At 43.0% G+C, this 22,947-nt stretch carries 14 protein-coding genes; 10 read left to right on the top strand and 4 right to left on the bottom strand.

The genetic code is table 11. The annotated features are described in order from the left end of the window. The first annotated feature begins 15 nt into the window (after positions 1-15). The 3 genes from B2W36_RS04375 to B2W36_RS04365 all read left to right on the top strand — a co-directional run bounded on the left by B2W36_RS04375 (position 16) and on the right by B2W36_RS04365 (position 5,377). Entirely contained in the window at positions 16-339 is a 324-nt protein-coding gene (locus B2W36_RS04375) for a hypothetical protein (protein ID WP_293886543.1), read from the top strand. A 131-nt stretch (positions 340-470) separates the two neighbouring features. Then, entirely contained in the window at positions 471-3,722 is a 3,252-nt protein-coding gene (locus B2W36_RS04370; RefSeq protein ID WP_293886542.1) for a SusC/RagA family TonB-linked outer membrane protein, read from the top strand. A 134-nt stretch (positions 3,723-3,856) separates the two neighbouring features. Next, positions 3,857-5,377 carry a RagB/SusD family nutrient uptake outer membrane protein gene (locus tag B2W36_RS04365; protein ID WP_293886541.1) on the top strand — a complete coding sequence of 507 codons (1,521 nt, stop codon included), beginning with the start codon at positions 3,857-3,859 and terminating at the stop codon, positions 5,375-5,377. A gap of 48 nt (positions 5,378-5,425) precedes the next feature. On the opposite strand, the gene B2W36_RS04360 is transcribed toward B2W36_RS04365, so the two are convergent. The 3 genes from B2W36_RS04360 to B2W36_RS04350 all read right to left on the bottom strand — a co-directional run bounded on the left by B2W36_RS04360 (position 5,426) and on the right by B2W36_RS04350 (position 9,252). Beyond that, positions 5,426-6,514: a Gfo/Idh/MocA family protein gene (locus B2W36_RS04360; RefSeq protein WP_293886540.1), complete on the bottom strand. Its 1,089-nt coding sequence runs from the start codon at positions 6,512-6,514 to the stop codon at positions 5,426-5,428. A 14-nt stretch (positions 6,515-6,528) separates the two neighbouring features. Next, on the bottom strand, positions 6,529-7,176 hold the full coding sequence (locus B2W36_RS04355; RefSeq protein ID WP_293886539.1) for a hypothetical protein: 648 nt from the start codon (positions 7,174-7,176) through the stop codon (positions 6,529-6,531). A 150-nt stretch (positions 7,177-7,326) separates the two neighbouring features. Next, positions 7,327-9,252: a heparinase II/III domain-containing protein gene (locus B2W36_RS04350; protein ID WP_293886538.1), complete on the bottom strand. Its 1,926-nt coding sequence runs from the start codon at positions 9,250-9,252 to the stop codon at positions 7,327-7,329. A gap of 573 nt (positions 9,253-9,825) precedes the next feature. Here B2W36_RS04350 and B2W36_RS04345 point away from each other — a divergent pair. The 7 genes from B2W36_RS04345 to B2W36_RS04315 all read left to right on the top strand — a co-directional run bounded on the left by B2W36_RS04345 (position 9,826) and on the right by B2W36_RS04315 (position 21,549). Further along, the gene (locus B2W36_RS04345) at positions 9,826-10,446 is read left to right on the top strand and encodes an RNA polymerase sigma factor (protein WP_293886537.1); all 621 of its coding nucleotides are present in this window, start codon (positions 9,826-9,828) and stop codon (positions 10,444-10,446) included. 62 nt (positions 10,447-10,508) lie between these two features. Continuing rightward, positions 10,509-11,489 carry a FecR family protein gene (locus B2W36_RS04340; protein WP_293886536.1) on the top strand — a complete coding sequence of 327 codons (981 nt, stop codon included), beginning with the start codon at positions 10,509-10,511 and terminating at the stop codon, positions 11,487-11,489. 116 nt (positions 11,490-11,605) lie between these two features. Beyond that, positions 11,606-15,259, top strand: a complete 3,654-nt coding sequence (locus B2W36_RS04335) for a SusC/RagA family TonB-linked outer membrane protein (RefSeq protein WP_293886535.1) — start codon at positions 11,606-11,608, stop codon at positions 15,257-15,259. 12 nt (positions 15,260-15,271) lie between these two features. Continuing rightward, the gene (locus tag B2W36_RS04330; protein ID WP_293886534.1) at positions 15,272-16,924 is read left to right on the top strand and encodes a SusD/RagB family nutrient-binding outer membrane lipoprotein; all 1,653 of its coding nucleotides are present in this window, start codon (positions 15,272-15,274) and stop codon (positions 16,922-16,924) included. Positions 16,925-16,991: 67 nt separating this feature from the next. Then, positions 16,992-18,185 (top strand): purple acid phosphatase family protein, encoded by a 1,194-nt coding sequence (locus B2W36_RS04325; protein WP_293886533.1) that lies wholly within the window; start codon positions 16,992-16,994, stop codon positions 18,183-18,185. Positions 18,186-18,212: 27 nt separating this feature from the next. Further along, the gene (locus tag B2W36_RS04320; RefSeq protein ID WP_293886532.1) at positions 18,213-19,052 is read left to right on the top strand and encodes a glycerophosphodiester phosphodiesterase family protein; all 840 of its coding nucleotides are present in this window, start codon (positions 18,213-18,215) and stop codon (positions 19,050-19,052) included. 133 nt (positions 19,053-19,185) lie between these two features. Further along, the gene (locus B2W36_RS04315; RefSeq protein WP_293886531.1) at positions 19,186-21,549 is read left to right on the top strand and encodes a glycoside hydrolase family 3 N-terminal domain-containing protein; all 2,364 of its coding nucleotides are present in this window, start codon (positions 19,186-19,188) and stop codon (positions 21,547-21,549) included. A 225-nt stretch (positions 21,550-21,774) separates the two neighbouring features. Here B2W36_RS04315 and B2W36_RS04310 read toward each other — a convergent pair whose 3' ends face one another. Continuing rightward, positions 21,775-22,809: a sialidase family protein gene (locus B2W36_RS04310; RefSeq protein WP_293886530.1), complete on the bottom strand. Its 1,035-nt coding sequence runs from the start codon at positions 22,807-22,809 to the stop codon at positions 21,775-21,777. Positions 22,810-22,947 lie beyond the last annotated feature (138 nt).

Genomic DNA, 22,947 nt, shown 5'->3' with positions numbered 1-22,947 from the left:
TTGCTATATTTAATCATGCACGCAAAACCTGAACAACATAAAACATCAATAGTACCAGCATTATTCAAAGTGCTTGTTGGTACTATTGGTGTTTTTGCTATTATGACAGTTTGTTTCTATCAAAATGAACTGGATGTCGATGGCGATTTAACAGTAGGGTTTCCATGGATATTCTATAGGGAGGGAAGCGGCTATAGCCTCGATCTAAAGGAGCAAATCGGCTATCAAGAATTTGAATCTCTAAAACTGATCGGCAATATTCTTTTTGCGGCTGCTTTATATCTTCTGATTTTATGGATTTATAGTTTTGTTAGCAGGAAGCTTAGGAATAAATCTTAGGTGTATTGTTATCCTTTTGTTAAGCTTTCGTAGTTTGCTAACCCGGTTTAGTTAAAAACTGTTAATGTTTTATTGACCCTGCCTTCATATAGCATTTGTAATCTTGTACCCATAAATCAAATGCGCTACTTATGAAATTTAAAGCCGACAATGTCTTTTGGTTGTTATGTGCTATCGCAGCAAGCTCACCAGCTGTTCAAGCCAAACCACTCACACTAACCTCATCGCAATTTACGCATGTACAGGGAATCGTCAAAGGTCGTGTCGTCGACGCCCAAGGACGTGCTGTCGCTGGAGCAACCGTCCAAAATTTGAAAAGTAAAAAATCTGTTCAGTCTAACGAAAAAGGAAATTTTCAGATCGAAGCCGAAATGGGCGACAACCTAAGTATTTCCTTTATTGGGTATAGCAAGCTCGTACAGGCTGTCTCCCAGTTCAATGGGCAGATATTTTCTCTACAGACCGATGAAAACACACTGGAAGAGGTGACCATCTCTATCGGATATCAGCGAATCAGAAAGTCGGATGTTACTGGCGCGATCGCTAGCGTTAAGGCCGAGGAACTCAATTTGAGCGCACCAAAGTTATCCCAGGCGTTGGTTGGTAAGGTAGCAGGTGTACAAGTCATGCAGACAAGTGGTGCCCCATACGATGGCACCAAAATGCGTGTCCGCGGTATGGGATCGATCAACGCTGGTTCGGATCCACTGTACGTTATTGATGGCTATCCTGCAGGAAACAATTTGAATATCAACCCCAATGATATTGAATCTATCGATGTGCTAAAGGATGCTGCTTCTGCAGCCATCTATGGCTCGCGTGGCGCCGGCGGTGTTGTATTGATCACAACCAAGCGTGGCAAGGAAGGTAAAAGTAATGTAGACTACGAAGTATTGGGTGGCTTTGGTCAGCTTTCCAAGAAAATTGATGTTCTAAATTCAGAACAGTTTATTGATCTGCTGATTGATGGTCGTAACAATTCCTATAGAGACCTGTTGGCCACGAAAGGGATCGCCTGGAGCGACAGTAGGCGCTTTGATGATAATAAAACACGTATCGCCAATGTTGGAAATGCCGGCTCAGTAAGTATTCCTGAAGATTACTATGACTTTGCATCTGGTACAGCAAAAAAAGCGAAATACGATACGGATTGGCAGGATGCGCTATACCGTAATGCCCCTTTCCAACGTCATAATCTCTCTACATATGGCGGTAACGAAAAAAATCGCTATTTCCTAAGTGGATCTTATCAGAATCAGCAGGGTATCATGCTTGGTACGGATCAGAAAGTCTTTAATTTCCGGGCCAATATCGATAGCAAAGTGAGTAAAAGACTGACCGTTGGCGCTAATGTGTCCTTTACGTATAACGACAATAATGAGGTAACTACCGGACGTTACGATAGAAGTCCATCCATGGCGGCTTTGATCTATCTGCCGACGTTGCCTGTTTATAATGAAGATGGGACTTATGCTAAATATCTGATGGCCGATCTTTCTGCCAATAATTATGGTATACAGAATCCAGAAAATCCATTGGCTTATGTCACTGAGATTAAAAATAACCGTCGTGGAAAGCGGGGTTTATACAATGCTTTTGCTGATTTTTCCATTATCGATGGCCTAAATCTCAAAGTAAACGGTGGACTGTCTACTTATGACGAGAAGTATGATTATTTCCGTCCGACAAGTATATCCGATGGAAACAACAAACCGTTTTCACCGCAGGCAATTTCTGCGGCCTATGCAGATGCCAAGACAAAAAGTGAATTGGACAAATTGCTGGAAACAACGTTAAACTACAACAAAACCTTTGGTGGTAAACACCAGGTATCCGCATTATTAGGTTATTCGGCTCAACGAACAGATTACGATTATCAAGGTGTGAGAGCCAACGGTTTTAATAATAATGCCATAGGTGAAATTACCGACAAGGGTGCTGATCCTTCTAATTTCCAATTGCTAAAAGACGATACGTTCAAACGCATCACCACGCTCCAGTCTTATTTTAGCCGCGTAAACTACAGTTTCGATTCGAAATATTTCCTTTCGGCATCCATTCGTACAGACGGTTCGTCGCGCTTTGGACCGAACAGTAAATGGGGAACTTTTCCATCGGTTTCAGGTGGTTGGACTCTGTCCAAGGAGGAATTTTATACGGATTGGTTAGGGCAACAATCGACAGTCAAACTAAGAGCGAGCTGGGGACGTAGTGGAAATAATAATATTGGTGATTACAATGCGATATCCGTGATCAACTCACCAGCAGGTGTGATCCTTGGCGATAAAGTAGAGACCTCTTATACGGCTGGCAATCTACTCGATCCAAAATTGAGCTGGGAAACAACCTCGCAATACAACGCCGGTCTTGATCTCGGTTTGTTGAAAGGCCGCCTCAACATTATGACCAACTTCTACCTGAGCCGTTCCTTCAATTTATTATTCAACCAGCCACTCTCTGCTGTATCTGGATCAACGACGATCTTGACCAATCTCCCTAATTCGAAGGTGCAGAATAAAGGCTTTGATTTACAGGTTGATGCTACGCTGATTCGTAAAAATGAATTTGAACTAGGCTTGAGCGGGAATATCAATGTAAACAGAAATAAAGTGCTCGATCTTGGCGGGGCTTCTACAATATTGACGAATGGTGCTGAACGCTCTTACTTAACGCATATTACGCAAGAGGGAAGTCCAATTGGTATGTTCTACGGTTTTAAAGTTCTGGGTGTCGCAACTGAAAAGAATTATAAAACTGTCGCACCTTCAGCGGCTTCAACCACTCCGCTACAACCTGGAGATCTCTATTTTGAAGATGTAGATGGCAATGGTATCGTCAATGATGCCGATAAACGGGTGATCGGCAATCCACATCCTAATTTCACCTATGGCTTTGCTCTTAATGCGCGCTATAAGGCATTTGATCTAAGGGCATCATTTAATGGTTCCCAAGGAAATAAAGTATTGGATGGCTATGATTATTACCTCTATAATATGGAAGGCTCCGGCAATCAATATGCAGATGTGGCACAACGTTACCGTTCAGCTCAAAATCCCGGAAATGGTAAAGTATACCGTGCATCGCGTGGTGGTACGCAAAGTAACAGTACACGCCTTTCCGATTTTTATTTGCAGGACGGTTCATTCTTGCGGATGACAAATATTGCTTTGGGCTACAATCTTCCCAAAGGTTTGGTAGAAAAATTAACGCTTTCTGGGCTAAGAGTCTACGCTACCCTAGACAATCCATTTACGATTTCTAAATACAAAGGCTACAATCCAGAACCGGATTACAATCAGCGTGGTAATTTGACTCCGGGTGTGGATTATGGGCTTTATCCATTGGTGAGATCATATAACCTTGGCGTGAAAGTCACTTTTTAATAGCAGTATGTAGGAGCTATTTGTGCAGCGGAAATATTAAGCAAAAACCTATGTTAATAGCTTCAGTATAGTAAAATGCAGTCCTATTAGACCCTTGGGTTGCATGGACTGGTGAAAAATAAAAAAATAACAGGATGAAAAAAAGATATATATTACCCTTTGTTTTGTTGGCGTTGTCTTCATGTACCAAAGATTTCTTAAATCAGAAAAACCCCAATGCTGTCACAATCGATGATTACTTCAAATCAGAAAATGATGTGCTTTTGGCCGTCAATGGGCTCTACCAGTCACTTCGTTCGGGGAGTACACTTGGGGAATCGAGTACATTATATAACGAGGAACGTTCTGATAATAGTGGACGTAATGATAATCAATCCAATGCCGGGGAGCCTTTCCAATTCAATGACTTTTCGTTGCTACCAAGCAATACCTACCTCAAGACACATTGGTCGGCTATGTACGCCGCAATCAGTCGCTGTAATGTTGTTCTCTCGCATGTGGACGATGTGACCTTTACTAGTGCAGAATTAAAAGGACGTTATATTGCGGAAGCAAAATTTGTACGTGCATTATTATATTTCCACATGGTACGTAAATTCGGAGATATTCCATTAGCTACAACACAGGTGATAAGTAAAGAGCAAGCAAATGAATTGGCTTTTCGGCAGAAAGAATCAATTGTTTACGAGCAGATCATTAAAGATTTGACCGAGGCTTTGTCCAGCAATCTTCCCAATACACAAAAAGATTATGTCATTGGCAGAGCGTCTAAAGCGGCCGTCAATGCGATTTTGGGACAAGTATATCTGACTTTGGGCGCGACACAGACATCGGGGAGTGCGGAAAATTTTGCGAAAGCAGAGCAGTACCTCAATGCGGCTTACCAAATGCGTACTTTCGGCAAACTAAACGAAATTCCTTATGCCGATGTTTTCGATGTGACCAAGAAAAATAGTTGTAAAGAACTTGTTTTTCAGATTCAGTACAAACAAGGAGACCAAAACTATAGTTCAAGTATTGCCCGTAACTACCAGGCGCGGGGGGAGACCATCAATTCACGCTACAATTCGACGGGTGCTGGTGAAGTGGCAAAACTCGATTTGGTTAAAGATTACGAACAAAGCGATATCCGAAAAGATTTCTCGGTAAAGTTTGCCGCGAATACGCAAGTTAACGATTGGTTTGTAACCAAATTTAGGGATAATAGTGACGGGGCAGGTACCAATGGTTGGGGAGGAAACGATTGGATCTTGATCCGTTACGCCGATGTCATGCTGTTATTGGCAGAAGCAAAATATCGCTTGGGCAAAGATGCTGAAGCTATTGTGCTGTTAGATGAAGTACGTGAGCGTGCAGGGTTGCCATCTTATGCAACAGCTATGCTGAATACGAGCTATCGTAGTAAATATCCAACCTTGAAAGAGGCCATATTGCATGAACGCCGTGTGGAACTGGCATTTGAAAACCAACGCTGGTTTGATTTGATCCGTAATTATAATGCGCAGGAACTGGTGACTTATTTTAAGACCAAAAGCCAGGCTGACTACGGCAATGCCAAAATCTCCAATATATCCACAAAAGATCGATACTATCCAATTCCTTTTGATGAATATAAACTGGATCCGGCACGCATGTATCAAAACCCAGGATATTAATTGAATAGTACACACAAGGTCGGTAGATGAGCTGTCTACTGACCTTGCTTAATTTAGAACGATGGTCTTTCCTTCTGTAGCCGATCGTTTTGCAGCTTCCAGAATCTCGACTACGATGACATTATTATGAATTGATCCGAGATCACTTTCTGGGATTATTTTATGTTTCAAGACCTGTTCAAGGTAAGCAATGTGATGCTCAAAGTAAGGAATTGTCGTCGGTATATCCGTAGGCGGACCATTTTGTTGCGTGTATTTTAGGAGCTCCTTATCGTTTTTGGCATAGAGCTGGGCTTTTGTACCAAAAATCTGCAGATCTTTAACACTATATGGCCAAGCCCAGGAAGCTTGGATAATGCCTGTACTGCCATCTCGATAGTTAAGAATAATAGTGGCGTTGTCGTCGACCTTAGGATAGACTTTCGGTTTTAACTGTTGGGTGAATGCTGTGACGGAAATTGGTTTTTCGCCATTTTTGAGCCAGGTCATGAGATTGGCACCATAGCAGCCAAAATCCATGATTGCACCTCCACCATTTTTTTTCGGATCAGTGAGCCAATCCAAAAAGTAATCGCTGCATCCTATTTCTTTGGGACCTTCGTGTCCGTCTTTTACAAGCATACGTGTGATTTGTCCAACTTCACCTTTGTCCACCAATTCCTTCAGTTTCTGATTGCTTTTATACCACGTCGTTTCATAATTTACCAAAAAGGGAGTCTCAAACTGTTTGGATAAATGTGCGATCCGTTTTGCATCGTATAAAGTGGTTGCGAGAGGTTTTTCCACCATCACAGGGATTTTCAGCGGGAGGCAGGCCTCTGCCACATGGATATGCTCATCGGTGGGATTGTAAGCCAACACCGCATCCGGTGTAACATGCGCCAATAAACTGTGTAAATCTTGATGGAAGAGGGCGGCGGGTAGATTATATTGCGTTTGTATCTTTTTCGATAACGTTTTATTTGACTCAGCAATACCAATAATATCCACTTTTTTATCCTTATATAAATTGAGCAGCAAGAATACATGGTCATGGTTAAGTCCCGCTACAGCCACTTTGAGTCGTTCACTCGCTAGCGCAGCTTGATGGAATAATATAATAAGCAGGAAAGTTATTCTGATCAGATGCTTCATCATGTTAAGTTTAGTTCTTATAAATAGAATGATTTGTTATGAGGATGTCCTTTGTAGATCCAGGTGATCTTGCGATGAGATCGGATGATTTCGGCAACGATGTCAAAATACGTTTCTCCTTGGCCGGCTTTTAGCTCTTCCAGTTTCCTTTGAAAATGTGTTTGATTAAAAGGTGAACCTGCCCCGAGTTTTTGCTGATAATACGCCAAAGTTGTTTCGGTACCCAAAGATGCGCTGCTATGGGCAATATCTTTCCAAACAATAGCATGTGAGGCGGCGTCTTTAAACCTGCCAAATCCACCGTACAGTAAATCGTCAAAGCCGTCTATACTTCCTATCTTCCAGTTTTCAAAAGACATGTAAACTGTATTGATTTCATCGAAAAAACCGGCAATGTTGTTGATCCTAAGGCCGTCAATCATAGCGATACCAAGATCAGGATTACCGCCCACAAGCTGCTTGAAATCCGTCCAAAGATCCTTTCTAAGAATAGCTGAGCCATCTTCTTTATCTTGCCATCTTTTCACAAATTGCACAAGCGCAGTTCGATTTTTACTTAGGGTACCGATTAATGAATACAGAAATGTGTTCACCTCAACGCTATCGGAATCGTTTACCAAAAGATGAGCTAGCGTACCTACAATTTTTCTTTCATCTGTTTTCATCTCTATCCGTATTGTTCCGAAAATTGATTTCCCGTGTCAGCAGCATTAAAAATGCTGTCTAGAAAGCCCGGTTTCGGCCCGCAAATGCAGGACTTTTTTTCACTTCCGGCTTATAATTCCATGAAGTTACATAATATCACGATTCTTTTATTATAAACTCTCTTGACGAATTGTAAATCTATATTTATCAGTCGGATTGATGTTTTTAGCGGTGAGCTTAATGCGATAAAGTTCCTTCCCCCATACCTGATTCAGCCTGGAGTCCTCCTGTGGAATGACATCGAAGCTGGCAGTGAACTTTGCAGGATCGAAATACAAAGTTGCGCCTACATTTTTTAGAATGATGACTCCGTTCCCTATTTTTGGTTCCCGTGCAACCAGAAAATGAATGATATTAGCCTGCTTAGGATCAATAATTTTAAACTCATCCTGAATATCCAATCCTTTTTGCGAAAGTGTGTAACTTCTCTTCCAGTATGTGATGTTGGCTGATTTTGGATACGCTTTTCCAATATCAAGCTGGAATCTATTTTGTTCAGGCATAAATACGACATTTTCGGCTTTATATTCCTTTCCAAAGGATTGATCCGTTCCGTTGATCGCCGGAACGTTGTGGTACGCACTCTGCATAGTCCAGATGCTGTATCTGTCGGCACTAAATGTTTTTTTTGTATAGGTGCCAACACCCGCATCAATGAATAATGGCTGTTGATCCTGATACAAAATGAAATTTCCAACATCATTATGATTGTGGCTTTCGTTGTTGAAACCACCTTTCGCAGCAAAGAAAAATGGCGCCTTTTTCAGGTAAATGAATTGTGTTTCGGGATACCATTTAAAATTGTTGTGTGGGAGGGCAGCTGTAATATCTTCCAGCTGCGGATAGCATCGGAGGTCTTCGAAGACACGGAAAATATCTCTTGTGGGTTTGAAATTTAAGCTTCTGTCACCAAGTCTTTCCATATATCGGGCAAATTGCATCATCTCGCTGCTGTTGACGTCCCTTCCGTAGCGGTAAATCAATAATGGATCGCTGGCACTTTTGGCAGAGGCATCTGCAAAATTAACGACCCATTTATCACCACCAATATAGGATTGCGCAATGTATTCGCCCATATCACGAATAATAGGTTGATCAAAAATAGTGATTTTACCCTTGGTAGCTAATGCAAGTATTTTTAGGTAATCGTAAAGCTTGCCTGCTGCATGCCCCCAATAGGAAGGGCCCTCTTCACAAGCCCCATCTGTCTTGACATAATTTATGAAGCGATCCACAGAAGACATCGTTTTATAGATTCCTGCAAGTTGTATGTCGGGATTATCCTCAACCAAAAGTAGGGCTGTCAGGACATTAAAATTGCACCATGGGTTCCAATTATTGACCAATTGTCCTTCTTTAAGTTCAAATGCCTGCCACCACATATCGTTCCGGTCTAGGTAGGGTTGTATGATGCGTAGTTGAATCTGTTGTTTTAAACGGATGCTGATTGCTGGATTTATTTGATTGAATGTATCGCGAAAGAAATAATGAATCCAGCTCAAAAGAGACCCAATATCACCGGCCATCAGATCGACCACTGCTGTGCGCTCTTGCGGCAACGACCGTTTGCTGGACTGAAAGGCACCAAGGTGGGCCGAGAGAGACCATGTTGCCATTTCTGTCAGTTGCCAACTGCCGTTCAGGATTTGATCCACATACCGTCCTTGTCCCTCAGCAAGTTCTGCTAGCAGCAGATTGGTCAACGCGGTGCAATTTTCATTCAGTGGTTTTTCCATTATACTGCGGTTGCCTGAGCGCTCGTATTCAAGATAGTCGGTTGCTTTGACTACTTGCCATTGATAGGCCAGAGCCTCGTTCCCCTTTTTTATGATGCGGTCTCTAAAAGGAGCCGTCAGCTTATTCCAGGCTACCCGATCGGAATAAGACGGATAGGGCACCCATGATTTGTCATTCCCTATATTGGCTTTCAGGTGCTCTAGCTTAAAAGCTCCTGTCAATAGGTTCAGATCTTTTCCTTGTAGCGTTTGGAAAAACACGCTGAAAAGAGAGCATAATAGAATGAAATGAATTTTCATGATTACAAGTCTTAATTTGGTGGTATTAACGGCCAGTAGATTTTAGTTTTAATTGGATTTGAAAAAATGAATTTCTATAGCGTGAATTTACAGTATTGCCAAACATCCTCAATAACATTTTCCCGAAATCGTTTTCGTGTGCGCTGTCCTGAACATGCAGTGCTTAGTATGTCTTTCCTCTGTGGCCGATGAAAGCAATGGAAAGACCAAATGGAAAATGAACGGGATCTTTTGCTGACAATGAGCTGGATGATAGCTTCGGATGTTGGCCACTTGACCGAATTTCATGTATTTTTCACTATAACGTAGTTATTAACAAAAAGTCTGTTCAGTATAAGTAAATTAACAAGCTTATTAACATTTTTTTGTATTGCCTTTCATAACGTTGACTACCTTGGTAAAATAAGATACAACAAATGTTTTTAACAAAAAGGCCTTTATATATGAGTGTATTAACATGTTTATTAACAATTATTAGAATGTTTTTTTACAACGTTCATTGCAGATTAGATCCAAGTAAAAGTTTCCCGATAAATTAACATTTTGATAATCTACGGGGGCTATCTTTGTCAAGTGAACACTACCGAAGCCAAATTTGAGAACCACCATGTGCTGCGCTTTAAAGAAGGTGACCCCATGGCCTTTGCCTATTTCTTTGAGCAGTATTGGGAGGGGCTATACATCGTCGCTTATCGGCATCTTCAAGAGGAGGCTCAGGCTAAAGATCTTGTACAGGAAGTTTTTATTCATATTTGGGAAAAACGATTGCTCATCAACAGTGAATACGATTCCATAAAATTCTATCTCCATAAAGCACTCAAAAACAAAATTCTAAATTACTACGCTACTGAACGTGTTCGAAAGCAAGCATTGGAAAAATCCATGGAGAAAATGGATGTATTTTCCAATTTAGACAGTCACGCTTTTGCTAGGTATCAAGCCTTGGAAGCTATTGTGGATGATTCGATTGAAAAACTACCTAAATTGATGAAGGCCGTTTATTTGATGCGGGCTGACAATTATTCAATCACTCAAATTGCCGCTGAGCTCAATCTCGCAGAACAGACTGTTAAAAACTATCTGTCGGAAGCCAAAAAGATCATGCGCCGTGAATTAACGCGAAGATTTGCAGACCACGATCCTATATTTTTATTGCTTATCGGTAGTTGCTTTCTTCATCATTATTTAATATAAACAACATATTTAATTAAAGTACTTTCGATGTTCTGACCTGTATTAGTATAAAATTATTGCAGGTGGATTTAGAACGCTTTAAACTTATCATAACGGATTACCTTGGCGGAAAGTTGACCGACCAGGAGAAGCAACATGTGGACGACTGGTATGAGTCCATCTCAAATGAAGGCAGTAAGCCCTTTGCTGATGATAGTCACAGGGATAGGATCAAACGTGAATTATTGCTGCGTATGGAGGGAGTTGCTCCATCGCTCAAGGCCAAAAAGAAGACGGTCAGAAAATTTGCCTGGCTATCTTCGGCAGCGGCAGCTTTGATACTGCTTAGCTGCAGCCTGCTATTGCTACAGCATAACCCAGGGATCTTATTTCGAAAAGAGGTAGAAACAGCTGCATTGCTTACTGAAAAGGGGACAAGGGCAGGAGAATTGAGAGAAATTCAGCTACCAGATGGAACATCTATCTTTTTAAACGGAAATACACGTATCCGCTACGACCGTAAAAGCTTTGCGTCAAATAGAACATTGTTGTTAGATCAGGGGGAAGCATTCTTTCGGGTCAGAAGGGATACTTTGCATCCATTTAAGATCGAAACCGGCGGTGTTTCTGTTGCCGTTCTTGGAACATCGTTCAATGTCAATAAATCAATGTATACCAAACATGTCACTATAGAGGTTAAAACCGGGCGTGTGCGTGTTTCAAGTGAAAAAAATGGGGAAAACCATATTCTTACGCGCGGTAAGGCCATCAGGTATAGCCTTACTAAAAATCATTTTGAAACTTTCGATAAAGATCCGGCATTGATCAATCTTTGGACACAGGGCAGCATAGTCGTGAATAACGTTGGCTTTGAGGAGCTTAAAGAGTTGATATATCGTCGATTTGGAGCTGTTCTACTTACCGACAATCTGAATACCGATTCATTCAACTATTCGCTGATGATACCTCAAGTACAATCATTGGATCAGGTGCTGACTATCGTTTGCAATATTCATCAAATCAAATTTAGGAGGGAGAAAAATGAAATAATCTTGTACAAATAAGCTGTAAGGAGCAGATCAGCATACGTTATCTGCTCAAGAAAAGTGCTCATCTGGCAAACCGCTAAATCAACCAGTGAGCACCTGAATATTCTTGTTTAAAACAATCATACAAATATATGTATAAAATAATTAAGCTTACCGGCCTTGCCACCAAGCTTGCGCTTTGCTCCTTGGTGTCTTGTGCTGTAGTCGACAGCCAGGCCAGGGTACTGGATAGGGGCAGCGCCGCACATTGGGATACGATCAATATCCATCTCTTGAATGGTAATGCCGCTCAGGCGATAGCACAGCTTTCAAAAGAAACAGGTCAAGCCATTGGCTATGATAGAAAAATACTACAGCTAGAGCGAATTTCAATTGCACAAAAGACATTTCAGCATGCGAGTTTCGAGGAAGTTCTTGCGTATATCCTGAAAGGAACAAACATTCAATCAAAAAGAGTGTTAGGAGGTGTCGTACTTGTTAAAAATGCGAATAAACAAGAGCTGTATGACTTGAAGTTACAGTTGGTCGATCGCACCAAACAGCCAATTCGCGGAGCCTCTGTGCGTATTCCGCTCACGGGAGAAAGTGCTTTGTCTAATGCAGATGGTGAAGTAACCATCAAATTGGCTGCGGGCGTGTACAATGTACTGATATCCCACATTGGCTATGAACTGAAAGAATTGACTGGTCTGAAGCTCGATGCCGGTGCAGCAGCTGTACGTCAAGTGATCTTAAATGAAGATGACAACGAGCTGGATGAGGTCGTTGTGACGGCGTTGGGCATCAAACGTCAGGACCGCTCATTGGGTTATGCCGTTGGTAAAATCAAAGGTGAGGACATCAATCGCGTCAATAACGATAATTTTTTGGTTGGTATGGCAGGTAAAGTGCCCGGCGTATCGATTAGCGCGACAGGGCCCACTGGCTCAAGCGTGAATATGGTGATTCGTGGAGCGTCATCGCTGAGTACAGACAACCAGCCGCTGTTTGTAGTGGATGGTGTACCCTTGATGAACAGTTTAAATAATATCGGTCAGATCGGTGATGATAATAAAGTCGATTATGGTAATGCAATTGCCAATATCAATCCCGAAGATATCGACAATATTTCTATCTTGAAAGGACCTAGCGCAGCCGCGCTTTACGGCTCACGCGCAGGGAATGGCGTGGTGCTGATCACAACCAAAAGTGGCAAAAATGCAGAGAAGATGACAATTGCCGTTACAAGTAATACGGTATTTGATATTCCTTATAAATTTATTGAATTGCATAACAAATTTGCTAGTGGTACTTTACCGTGGAGACCCGGTGATCTACCGGGTAATTTGGTGATCGAGGAAGAATCGAGTGTAATGGTCGGACCAGCGCTGGATAAGGGCTATAAAGCTGTGCAATGGAATAGCCCCCTTGATGAAAATGGAAAGCCGATCCCGACCGAATTAAAAGCATACCCAGATAATATCAAAAACTTTGTTCAAACAGGGATTACGAGTACCAACGGGATTTCCTTGAGCAACAGAAGTGAAAAACTGGATTATCGTTTTTCTTATTCCAATATGGCCAATAAAGGAATTATCCCCAATTCGGACCTGTTCAGAAATACCTTGAATGTTAATTCAACCATGCGCCTTCGCAACAGCCTGACCTTGGGACTAGCATTGGATGCCAGTAGAAATAACGCCAACAATAGGCCCGCAGGAAACCGAGGAACCAATCCGATGCAAGCGGCCTATGAAGTTGCTCCACATATCAATATACTAGACTTGCAGGATTATTGGCTGCCGGGACAGGAACAGATTCAACAGCGCTCGCAGTCTATCGGTAACCATAACAATCCCTATTTTCTTGCTTATGGGGTGAACAATGCATTTACGAGAGACCGGATCTTTGGCAACCTGAGGTTGGATTGGGCTATCAAAAAAGACTGGACTGCAATGCTTCGGTATGCAACAGATATTTATTGGGAAAATAGGGAGACGAAAATCCCTTACAGTTACACCAACGAACCGAGAGGGGCATATGGTATTGTCAATTTAATGAATATGGAGCAGAATATCGACTTTCTGACAACATACACCAAAAAATTGGATGCTTTTCAGGTTACAGGCTCATTGGGTGGAAATCTGCGCTATAACCGAGGAAAATCGGTGCAAAACACGTCAAAAAATGGCGCTGGACTCATCACACCGGGGCTCTATACATTGGCTAATATCAGTCCACTCAATCTGGATTTTTACAGCACAATTTCTGAAAGAGCCATAAACAGTGTTTATGGACTGATCAATCTAAGTTATCGGGATATGGTTTACCTCGATGTAACCGGGCGCAACGACTGGTCCAGTACCTTACCTGTGAACAATCGGTCCTATTTCTATCCTTCGGCCTCCTTGAGTGTACTGGCCAACCAAGTGTTTTCTCTACCGAAAACAATCAATTTAGCAAAATTGAGAGCAGGTATTGCACGTGTTGGAAATGACACGTATCCCTACAATCTTTCCAACGTCTTGAGCAACCCTGGTAGCTGGGGTGACGTATTACGGCTAACACGTTCGGGTTCACTTCTGGTTCCCAATCTGAAGCCCGAAATTGCAACATCTTACGAGTTTGGCCTGGATCTGGGTATGTGGAATAATCGACTCAAGTTCGAGGGAACCCATTACAAACTGGAAAACAAAAACCAAATTATTTCGACAACGCTTCCGGGTTCAAGCGGCTTCAACTCCAAAAATATCAATGCCGGTTTGTTGAGTAGCCGAGGTATTGAACTGGCAGTATCTGGACGGCCTATTGCCAAGGAAAATTGGACATGGGATATTGGTGTCAATTGGCACCGCAATCGTACTCGTATCGACAAACTCTCTGAAGGAGTAGAATTTTATACGTTTTGGACCGACGGCCGCGGTGGCGCACGTACCTACGTGGGGGAAGAGATCGGGGATCTATACGATTCTAAGTTAGTGACCGTGGAGGATCAGTCATCACCTTATTACGGTTTTCCTATTCTTAATAAAAATGGTTCGTGGCAGGCGGTAAGGATAAACAATAGCCGCAATAAAATCGGGAATTTCAATCCAGATTTCACCATGGGTCTGCAGTCAAGTCTTCGCTATAAAAAATGGACGATGAATATCGCCGCAGATATGCGTTTTGGAGGAAAGTTCATGTCCCAGACCTATCGCTATTTCGAATCTAACCTGACGACGCAACGCTTTCTTGACCAGATGATCAATCCTAATGGAATGACGGGCGAAACGTTACGGAACTACTTGGTTGATCATGATCTTGTCCGTGTGCAAGGCAACCGCTACCCCATTGTTGGTGGACCTGGTGAAGAGTATGGCGGTTATCCTATCAGCGTAGGAGGCCTAGTTGGAAATTTTGGGGTGTTTAATCCCGGTGTTATCGCGCAGTATGATACGAAAGGCAATGTAACAGGGTATACAGAAAATCTGGGCGCCGAGGGAACAAAATATATCGCTTATTCGGACAATTATCCTTGGGATTTTATGAACGCTGCAACATTTGATGCCTCTTTTATTAAGCTTCGGGAACTGTCTTTTAGCTATGATTTATCGGGAAAATGGTTGAAACGTGTTGGGATCGAAAATGGTAGTGTTGGTGTTTATACCCGTAACCTGATTTTATGGACTAAAGCGAAAGTGGGTATAGATCCGGAAATGGCCTTTCAGCCGGAAACTGGTATTGGATTCAAGCAGGGGATTGAACGCTATAACGTTACCCCTTGGTCCATGCCTATTGGATTTAAAGTAAATGTGACATTTTAATACACGACATAAATGAAAAATCAGTTGAAGCGCTTTACCATGGCGTTAGTGGGCCTTGGAATCGTATGGAATATTTCAGCTTGTAAAGATCTGACCGAACTTAATATTAATCCGAATGGGGTAAGTGAAGAGGATGCAAATCCCAATCTTTTATTGCCAACAATATTAACAGGGGCGGCAAAGAAATATAATGAACTAAGTTTCTCAGATCTGGGCGGAGTGATGCAGCATACGCAATTAGATGCCTGGTTCAATTCACATAATGATTATGAATGGACTGGGGGAATTTTGAGCTGGGATGCTTATTATGGCTTTTTACGGGACAATGAGCTTATGCGCAGACGAGCGGAGAAATTAGGACTGGATTTCCATAAAGGAGTTTCGTTGGTGATGCGCGCCTATTTATTTGGACTGGTGAGTGATCTTTGGGGGGATGCGCCTTATACCGACGCGTTAAAGGCGGAAATCGGAGATGCAGTATATAATTTTCCGAAATATGACGGCCAGGAAGTTATTTACAGGGGTATAATCGACGAATTGTTACAGGCTAATGAAATCCTATCGCGGCCTGATGCCTCTTATGAGGTGCTAGCCAATGCGGATGTGTATTTTGGAGGTAAGGCTTCTAAATGGCGGCGATTTGCCAACTCGTTAGCTTTGCGGTATTACATGCGTCTTTCGGAAAAGTCTCCGGCTTTTGCCAAACAGGGTATTGAAAGTATGCTTGCCAATACAGACAAATTTCCATTAATTACTAGTTCGACAGATGATGTACTCATGGATTTTGTTGGAAATAATGCGAATGATTCCTGGCCTTCCAATACGTTGTATGATGCCAGCGGCAGTAATTTTAGACGAATGAAAATGTGTGCCACATTGGTCGATCGACTACAGGAACTTGGCGACCCTCGTCTAATGGTTTGGGCAAGAAAAATTGATATCCCCATTGAGATCCGCAGTAGCGAGCCCTCAGGGACAGATAAGATCGTCAACGGTGTTCGTGTTGTGTCGCCTGACATAGTCAAAGGGGTACCTGTAGATACAGACAAAGAATATGTTGGATTGCCGCCAAGTGTTTCTAAAAATCCCTCGGCTTACAACCTTAATCCGACGCCAGGGCAGACTTCAATCAATCCACATGTTTCTTACCTAAATGATAGCTACCGCTCGGCAAAAGGAAGTTTATTGAAGGCTAGACTACTTTCGGCTTCAGAAGTAAATTTCATTTTAGCGGAGGCCGCCTGGAAAGGATGGAAGATGCCTGAGGCAGCTAAAACCTATTATGAGCGTGCCATTCAAGAATCTTTGACCAGTTGGGGTAAGGCAACAGAATATTCCAATTATATCCGTCAGAAAGGGGTGATTTTTGAAAATAGCCAAGCGCAAATTATTGAACAAAAATGGATCGCAAGCTGGTCAACTGCCGCACAATCGTGGTTTGATTATAGAAGGACGGGATATCCTGCACTCAAAGCAGGGCCCGCAGCTATTCGTACACAACTTCCTGTGCGTGTGCCTTATATGCAAACCGAAATGAGTGTGAATCAAAAAAATGCAGAAGAGGCCTTAAAGCGTATTGAAAAGACAGCATATTCACAGGCAGATAATGAAAATAGTGCATGGTCAAAAACTTGGTTACTACAAGGAACTAATAAGCCATGGTAAGGACTGATCGTAACATGGAAAGTCATTAAAACAAAGCGGTTCAATCGCTTATAAAATCAATATAAAAATGAAAATAAAACATATTCTACTTGTCATCGGCGTTTGCTGTACTTTATTTGAAGCAAAAAGCCAGACCGCCAACGCGTATAAGCAGCCAGACCGGATTACATTGACCTGGTCCGATGATCCCAGCCACACGCAGTCTGTTTCGTGGCGTGTCAATGCCGATAAGACTAAAATTATTGGTCAGGTTGTTGAAGAACAGCGTAATCCTGAACTTGAAGCAAAAGCGATTTCAGTACAGGGAATAGGAGTGTCTCTCGAGCAAGGGCAACAAGCCGATACCTATGGACAGGTAACCTTCCGTGACCTGAAACCCGGAACCGTCTATGCCTATCGGGTAGGCGATGGCACCATTTGGAGTTCCTGGAATCAATTCAGAACTGCGGAGAATTCTGGCGCCTTTTCGTTTATCTATTTGGGCGATGCGCAGAATGACCTACGGTCACGATGGGCACGTGCCATCCGTCGTGCTTTTCAACAGGAAGCGAATGCTCGCTTTATTGTTCATGCCGGCGACCTGATCAATCGCTCGAATGCCGACGAAGAGTGGGCAGAATGGCATGAGGCCGCAGGATTTATACATCAGCTAATTCCGGCTATACCAACACCGGGGAATCACGAGTACCGCCGCGACTCGCTTGGCAAGCTGGTATTGGATCCGCATTGGAAAGTACAGTTCAACTTGCCTAAGAATGGCCCTGAGAACATGCAGGATGCTGTTTATTATTTGGATTATCAGGATCTGCGAATGATTTCCCTAAATTCTCAATTGATTATGCTAGACTCCACCGCGGCAGCAGTACAGGAAAAATGGCTGGAGAATGTGTTGTCATCATCACCAAAAAAATGGAACATTGTTGTCATGCACCATCCCGTATACTCTACGGCTAAAAATCGTGACAATACCATCTTGAGAGAACGCTTTAAACCTATTTTTGAGAAATATGGAGTGGATTTGGTCCTTCAGGGACATGATCATACCTATGCACGTGGAGGGCTTGGTAAAAAGCGTCCTATTTACGTTTTATCCGTCGCCGGACCGAAAATGTATGCGTCAGATTCCGAACGCTGGATGGATCGCGCAACCTCACAGACGCAACTATATCAGGTCATTAAACTGAATAACAATAAGCTTTATTTTTCAAGCTACACGCTGAATGGTCAGCTGTTTGATTCTTTTGAAATGACAAAAAAATAGAAGTTTTGAAAAAAGAGCGATATAGCAATGAAAAAGATTTTATTTTCTACTATCTTACTGAGTATGATAGTGTGTCTGACAACAGCGGTATATGGTCAGTCGGCTGATTTGATAAAAAAGTTAAATCAACAAAGTGTTCACATTGCAGCGCACCGGGGCGCTCATTTGAAACAGCCAGAAAACTCAATTGCTGCGATTGAAGAGGCCATTCGACAAGGAGCTTCCGTCGTAGAGGTCGATGTACGGGCCAGCAAAGACGGTGTACTGGTGCTGATGCATGATAAAACAGTGAACCGTACGACAACGGGACAAGGAGAGGTCGCCAAACATACCTATGCTGAGCTTCAAAAGCTCCACTTACGTACCCAGGCCCATGGAGGAGAATCGGAGCATGTGATTCCGACCTTATCAGAAGCTTTGCGTGTAGCAAAGGGTAAAATCCTTGTTGATCTGGATTTTAAGGAGGATCGGAAAGAATTTGTGAAGACAACTTATACGCTTATTGAACAGGAGGGGATGGAAGACCAAGTACTGTTTTTCCTTTACGATTACAAAGACATGCCGAAGATTTACAAACTCAATCCCACGATTACGCTGTTCCCCAGAGCACGTAGCATGGCAGACCTAGCGGCTATACTCAAGATGAAATTAACGACGGTTGTCCATCTTGATGAGTCGTTTATAGAAATCGAAGAACTCGAACAGCTGCGCGAACAGGGCATTTATTTTTGGATGAATAGTTTGGGGGAATATGACGATCAAGCGGCAAAGAGTGGAAGCATGGCTTATCGGTCTTTCTTGGAAAAATATCCGTTTGTGCGTCTCATTCAGACCGACCAGCCAGGTCTGTGGCGTGAAGTGCTCTAAGGGGAATCAAAATTTAACTTGATTATTGATGCTAAATCGTTAATTTAGTGTTTTGGAAACCGGTTGCATAGCCTAGTGCTGTGCTAATCCGGACCATGATAAAGCACAGAAATAGAAAAACAACAATCCACTTATGAAAGTCCGTATATTACTTTTGGCCGCAATGGGAACATTGCTCTGTCCACAACTTCAAGCCCAGCAATTTCCGTATAAAAACCGTACTTTACCTACCGAAAAGAGGGTAAGTGATCTATTGGGAAGAATGACTGTGGAGGAGAAGGTTGGGCAGTTGAGTAAATTACTTGGCTGGGAAATGTATACGAAAGATGGAAAGCAGATAACGATTAGCAATAAACTACGGAAAGCGGCAAAAGAGCAGCATATTGGGTTATTGTGGGCGACATTGCGAGCCGATCCTTGGACACAGAAAACCTTATTGAATGGTTTGAGCCCGGTAGAAGCTGCGCGTGCTACAAATGCGATCCAACGTTATATGGTGGATAGTACACGACTGGGGATTCCGTTATTATTGTCTGAGGAGGCGCCACACGGACATATGGCCATTGGTGCAACCGTTTTCCCTACTGCTATTGGGCAAGCGAGTACCTGGAATCCGCAGTTGATTCAGGATATGGCATCGACGATCGCTAAGGAGACCTATGCAGTAGGCGGTAAAAACGGATACGGTCCTGTGCTTGATTTAGCGCGAGATCCCCGTTGGTCACGTACGGAAGAAACTTATGGTGAGGATCCCTACCTGATTGGACAAATGGGAACTGCAATGATCCGTGGTTTTCAGGGCGAGAAGTTAGGGCAACGCGATAAAATAATAGGTACATTAAAGCATTTTGTCGCCTACGCTGCTCCAGATGGAGGGCACAATGGCGAGTCCGTGTCATTTGGCGAGCGGAGTCTCAGGCAATATTTCCTTCCGCCTTTTGAGCGTGCTGTAAAGTCAGGCGCTGGGTCGGTCATGACCGCATATAACAGTATAGACGGTATTCCTTGTTCAGCAAATCCTTGGTTGTTAAAAGACGTTCTACGTAAAGACTGGGGATTTACCGGTTTTGTTGTGTCGGATTTATTGAGCATATCGGGTCTCAACGGCGGTCACGCTACTGCTGCTACTGGCGAAGATGCTGCTTCGCAAAGTATTCATGCGGGATTGGATGTTGATTTAAGCGGGACTGGCTATGGTTCAAATTTGCTTAAGGCTGTGCGGCAAGGGCTTGTTGAATCTGCTGTTCTCGATACGGCAGTTGCCCGTGTATTGCGGATGAAGTTCAATCTTGGCCTTTTTGATCAACCTTATGTGGATGAGAAATTAGTTGCTCAAAAAGTCGCTACACTACAGCATAAAATGCTTGCGAGGCAAGTAGCCCGCGAGTCGATTGTTTTGCTAAAAAATGATCAGCAACTTCTACCGTTGAATAAATCGTTGAATCGAATAGCCGTTATAGGTCCTAATGCTGACAATGCTTATAATCAGCTGGGCGATTATACCGCGCCACAGGCCGACGGTAAAATTCAGACCCTCTTAATGGGAATCCGGTCTGCAGTTGGTAAAAGTACCAAAATTGATTATGTTAAAGGCTGTGCAATACGGGATACAAGTCATTCGGATATCGCTGGAGCCGTAACAGCTGCTAAAGAGGCCGATGCGGTGATTTTAGTTTTAGGAGGTTCAAGCGCACGTGATTTTAAAACCTCCTATCAGGCAACCGGAGCAGCCAATGTGGACCCCAATACCGTGAGTGATATGGAGAGTGGAGAGGGCTTTGACCGCGTTTCGCTAGATATGATGGGCGATCAGATCAAATTGATGCAGGCAATACAGGCAACAGGAAAACCCGTTGTACTTGTAACAATTATGGGGAGACCGTTAAACTTGAATTGGGCAGCGGAACATGTACCTGCGATTGTGAACGCTTGGTATCCAGGACAAGAAGGAGGCTTGGCTATTGCCGATGTCTTGTTTGGCGACTACAATCCCGCAGGAAGATTACCGATTTCAGTACCTCGGTCAGTTGGGCAGCTACCAGTACATTACAATCATACAAAACCCAAACATCACGACTATGTAGAAATGTCGGCCAGTCCATTATATCCGTTTGGCTATGGATTGAGCTACAGCAGTTTTGAGTACTCTAATTTACAGATTTCTTTGAATGAGTCTGCGCATGATTTTACCTGTACGGTGTCGTTTGATATTGCTAATACGGGAAAATTAGCTGGCGATGAAGTTGCTCAGTTATATGTTGTGGATGAGGTGAGTTCGGTTGTGACGCCAGTCATGCAATTGAAGCGTTTTGAGCGTCGAAATATTACAGCAGGGAAGAAAGAAAGCTATTCTTTTCAATTGACCAAAGAAGATCTGAAACTCTGGAATGCAAGCAACGAATGGAAGACAGAAAAAGGTAAGTTTAAACTGTTGGTCGGTGCATCTTCGGACGATATCCGACTGAAAGGAGCATTGGAATTAACGAAGGATTATTAAATTCGAAACACGAAATATGACATGGGGCGGTCCAATTTTTTTGGACCGCCCCATTTTTTTTAATGTTGGTCGTTGAAACTACCTACTGTGTCATTTCAAACTCCTGTACTATTTCGGATATCCGATCCACAGCGATTTAGATTAAATGTTAGACAGTCTCTTTTTGCTGTATTGATAGCTTGGCTTCCTGGTCGGATCTACTGCTGCTGTTTCTGCTCAAGAAAGTTACCTCAGTACAATATGCTTAATATTTTTCCTGTTCCACGTATACGTAATATGGATAAGACCATTGGCGTCCTGAATGATTGTTGGATAAGAATACTCGTCGTTCTTTACACCATCTTCTAGGGTTAAGACATCTTTCCACAGTAAACCATCCTTCGATATGGCGACATGGAGTTTTGTGCGTCCTTCCCACCAGTCGTTGCCAGCGATTGACGGGTTGAAGACGATCATAAAGAGGCCATTTTTCAGACGAATAGCATCAGTGGCTGAATTTGGATTGAGTAAATTGGTTGCTTCCCAAGGGCTCCAGGTAAGGCCCTGATCTCTTGAAAAAGCCGCCATCACCTTATTTTCTTTGCTTCTGCAGAGGACCTGAATACGGCCATCGGCATGTTGGATGATACTGGGTTGAATCACCTGGACACTCGTATCAGGGCGAATCGGACTGACGGACCACGAGCGGCCATGATCCCGGCTAATTTCGACGTGTGCTTTCCAAATTTCTTCCTTGGATTCCGTGCTGGAAGGGGAGAGAAGCAGACCGTTTTTCAAGGTGATAGGCTTGTTTTTGATAGGTCCTAATATACCTTCAGGCAATTGTTGCGCCTCCGACCAGCTAGTACCCTTATCTAGCGAATGTTTAACATACCCCTTCCATTCTCTCGGGTTGGGCCCTATTTTATAATATAAAGAGAGGGTGTCGTTGTGTGGGTATTGATAGAAGACCGGGTTCCATGTTGGAAAGCGGGTGTCGCCAAAGATGCCGTCTGCAATCTGTACAGGAGGCTGCCATTGCCCATGGTGATATAGGGAGCTCCAGATAACCACGTCGGGGTTAGATTCGTGTGTGCCGCCAAACCAGGCTGCCAATAAGCTGTCTTTTCCGATGACTTGAATGGTGGATGCATGACATTGCTTGAATGGAACCTCACCTGCCTGGAAAATTTGTTCTGAACGGAGAATTTGTGGTTTGTAGGTGGCGCAAGAAGATAGGAGCAGCGCGAATAGTGTCGAAAATACGGTGATTTTTTTCATTGGAATTGAAGGTTTAAAAACCTGACTCGTTGGTTTAAGTATCATTTTCTTTTGCCTGTGTAGAAGCTTTTGGGGACCAAAATGTACAGGCGGTCACTCCTAACTGGTGACTTTATAACATGCTAAAATTGCGCTGCT

It is taken from the genome of Sphingobacterium sp. UBA3549, assembly GCF_002376635.1.
In the GTDB taxonomy this organism is placed as follows: domain Bacteria; phylum Bacteroidota; class Bacteroidia; order Sphingobacteriales; family Sphingobacteriaceae; genus Sphingobacterium.
Note: the sequence above shows the minus strand (reverse complement) of the source record. Positions and strands in the feature narration are given on the sequence as shown.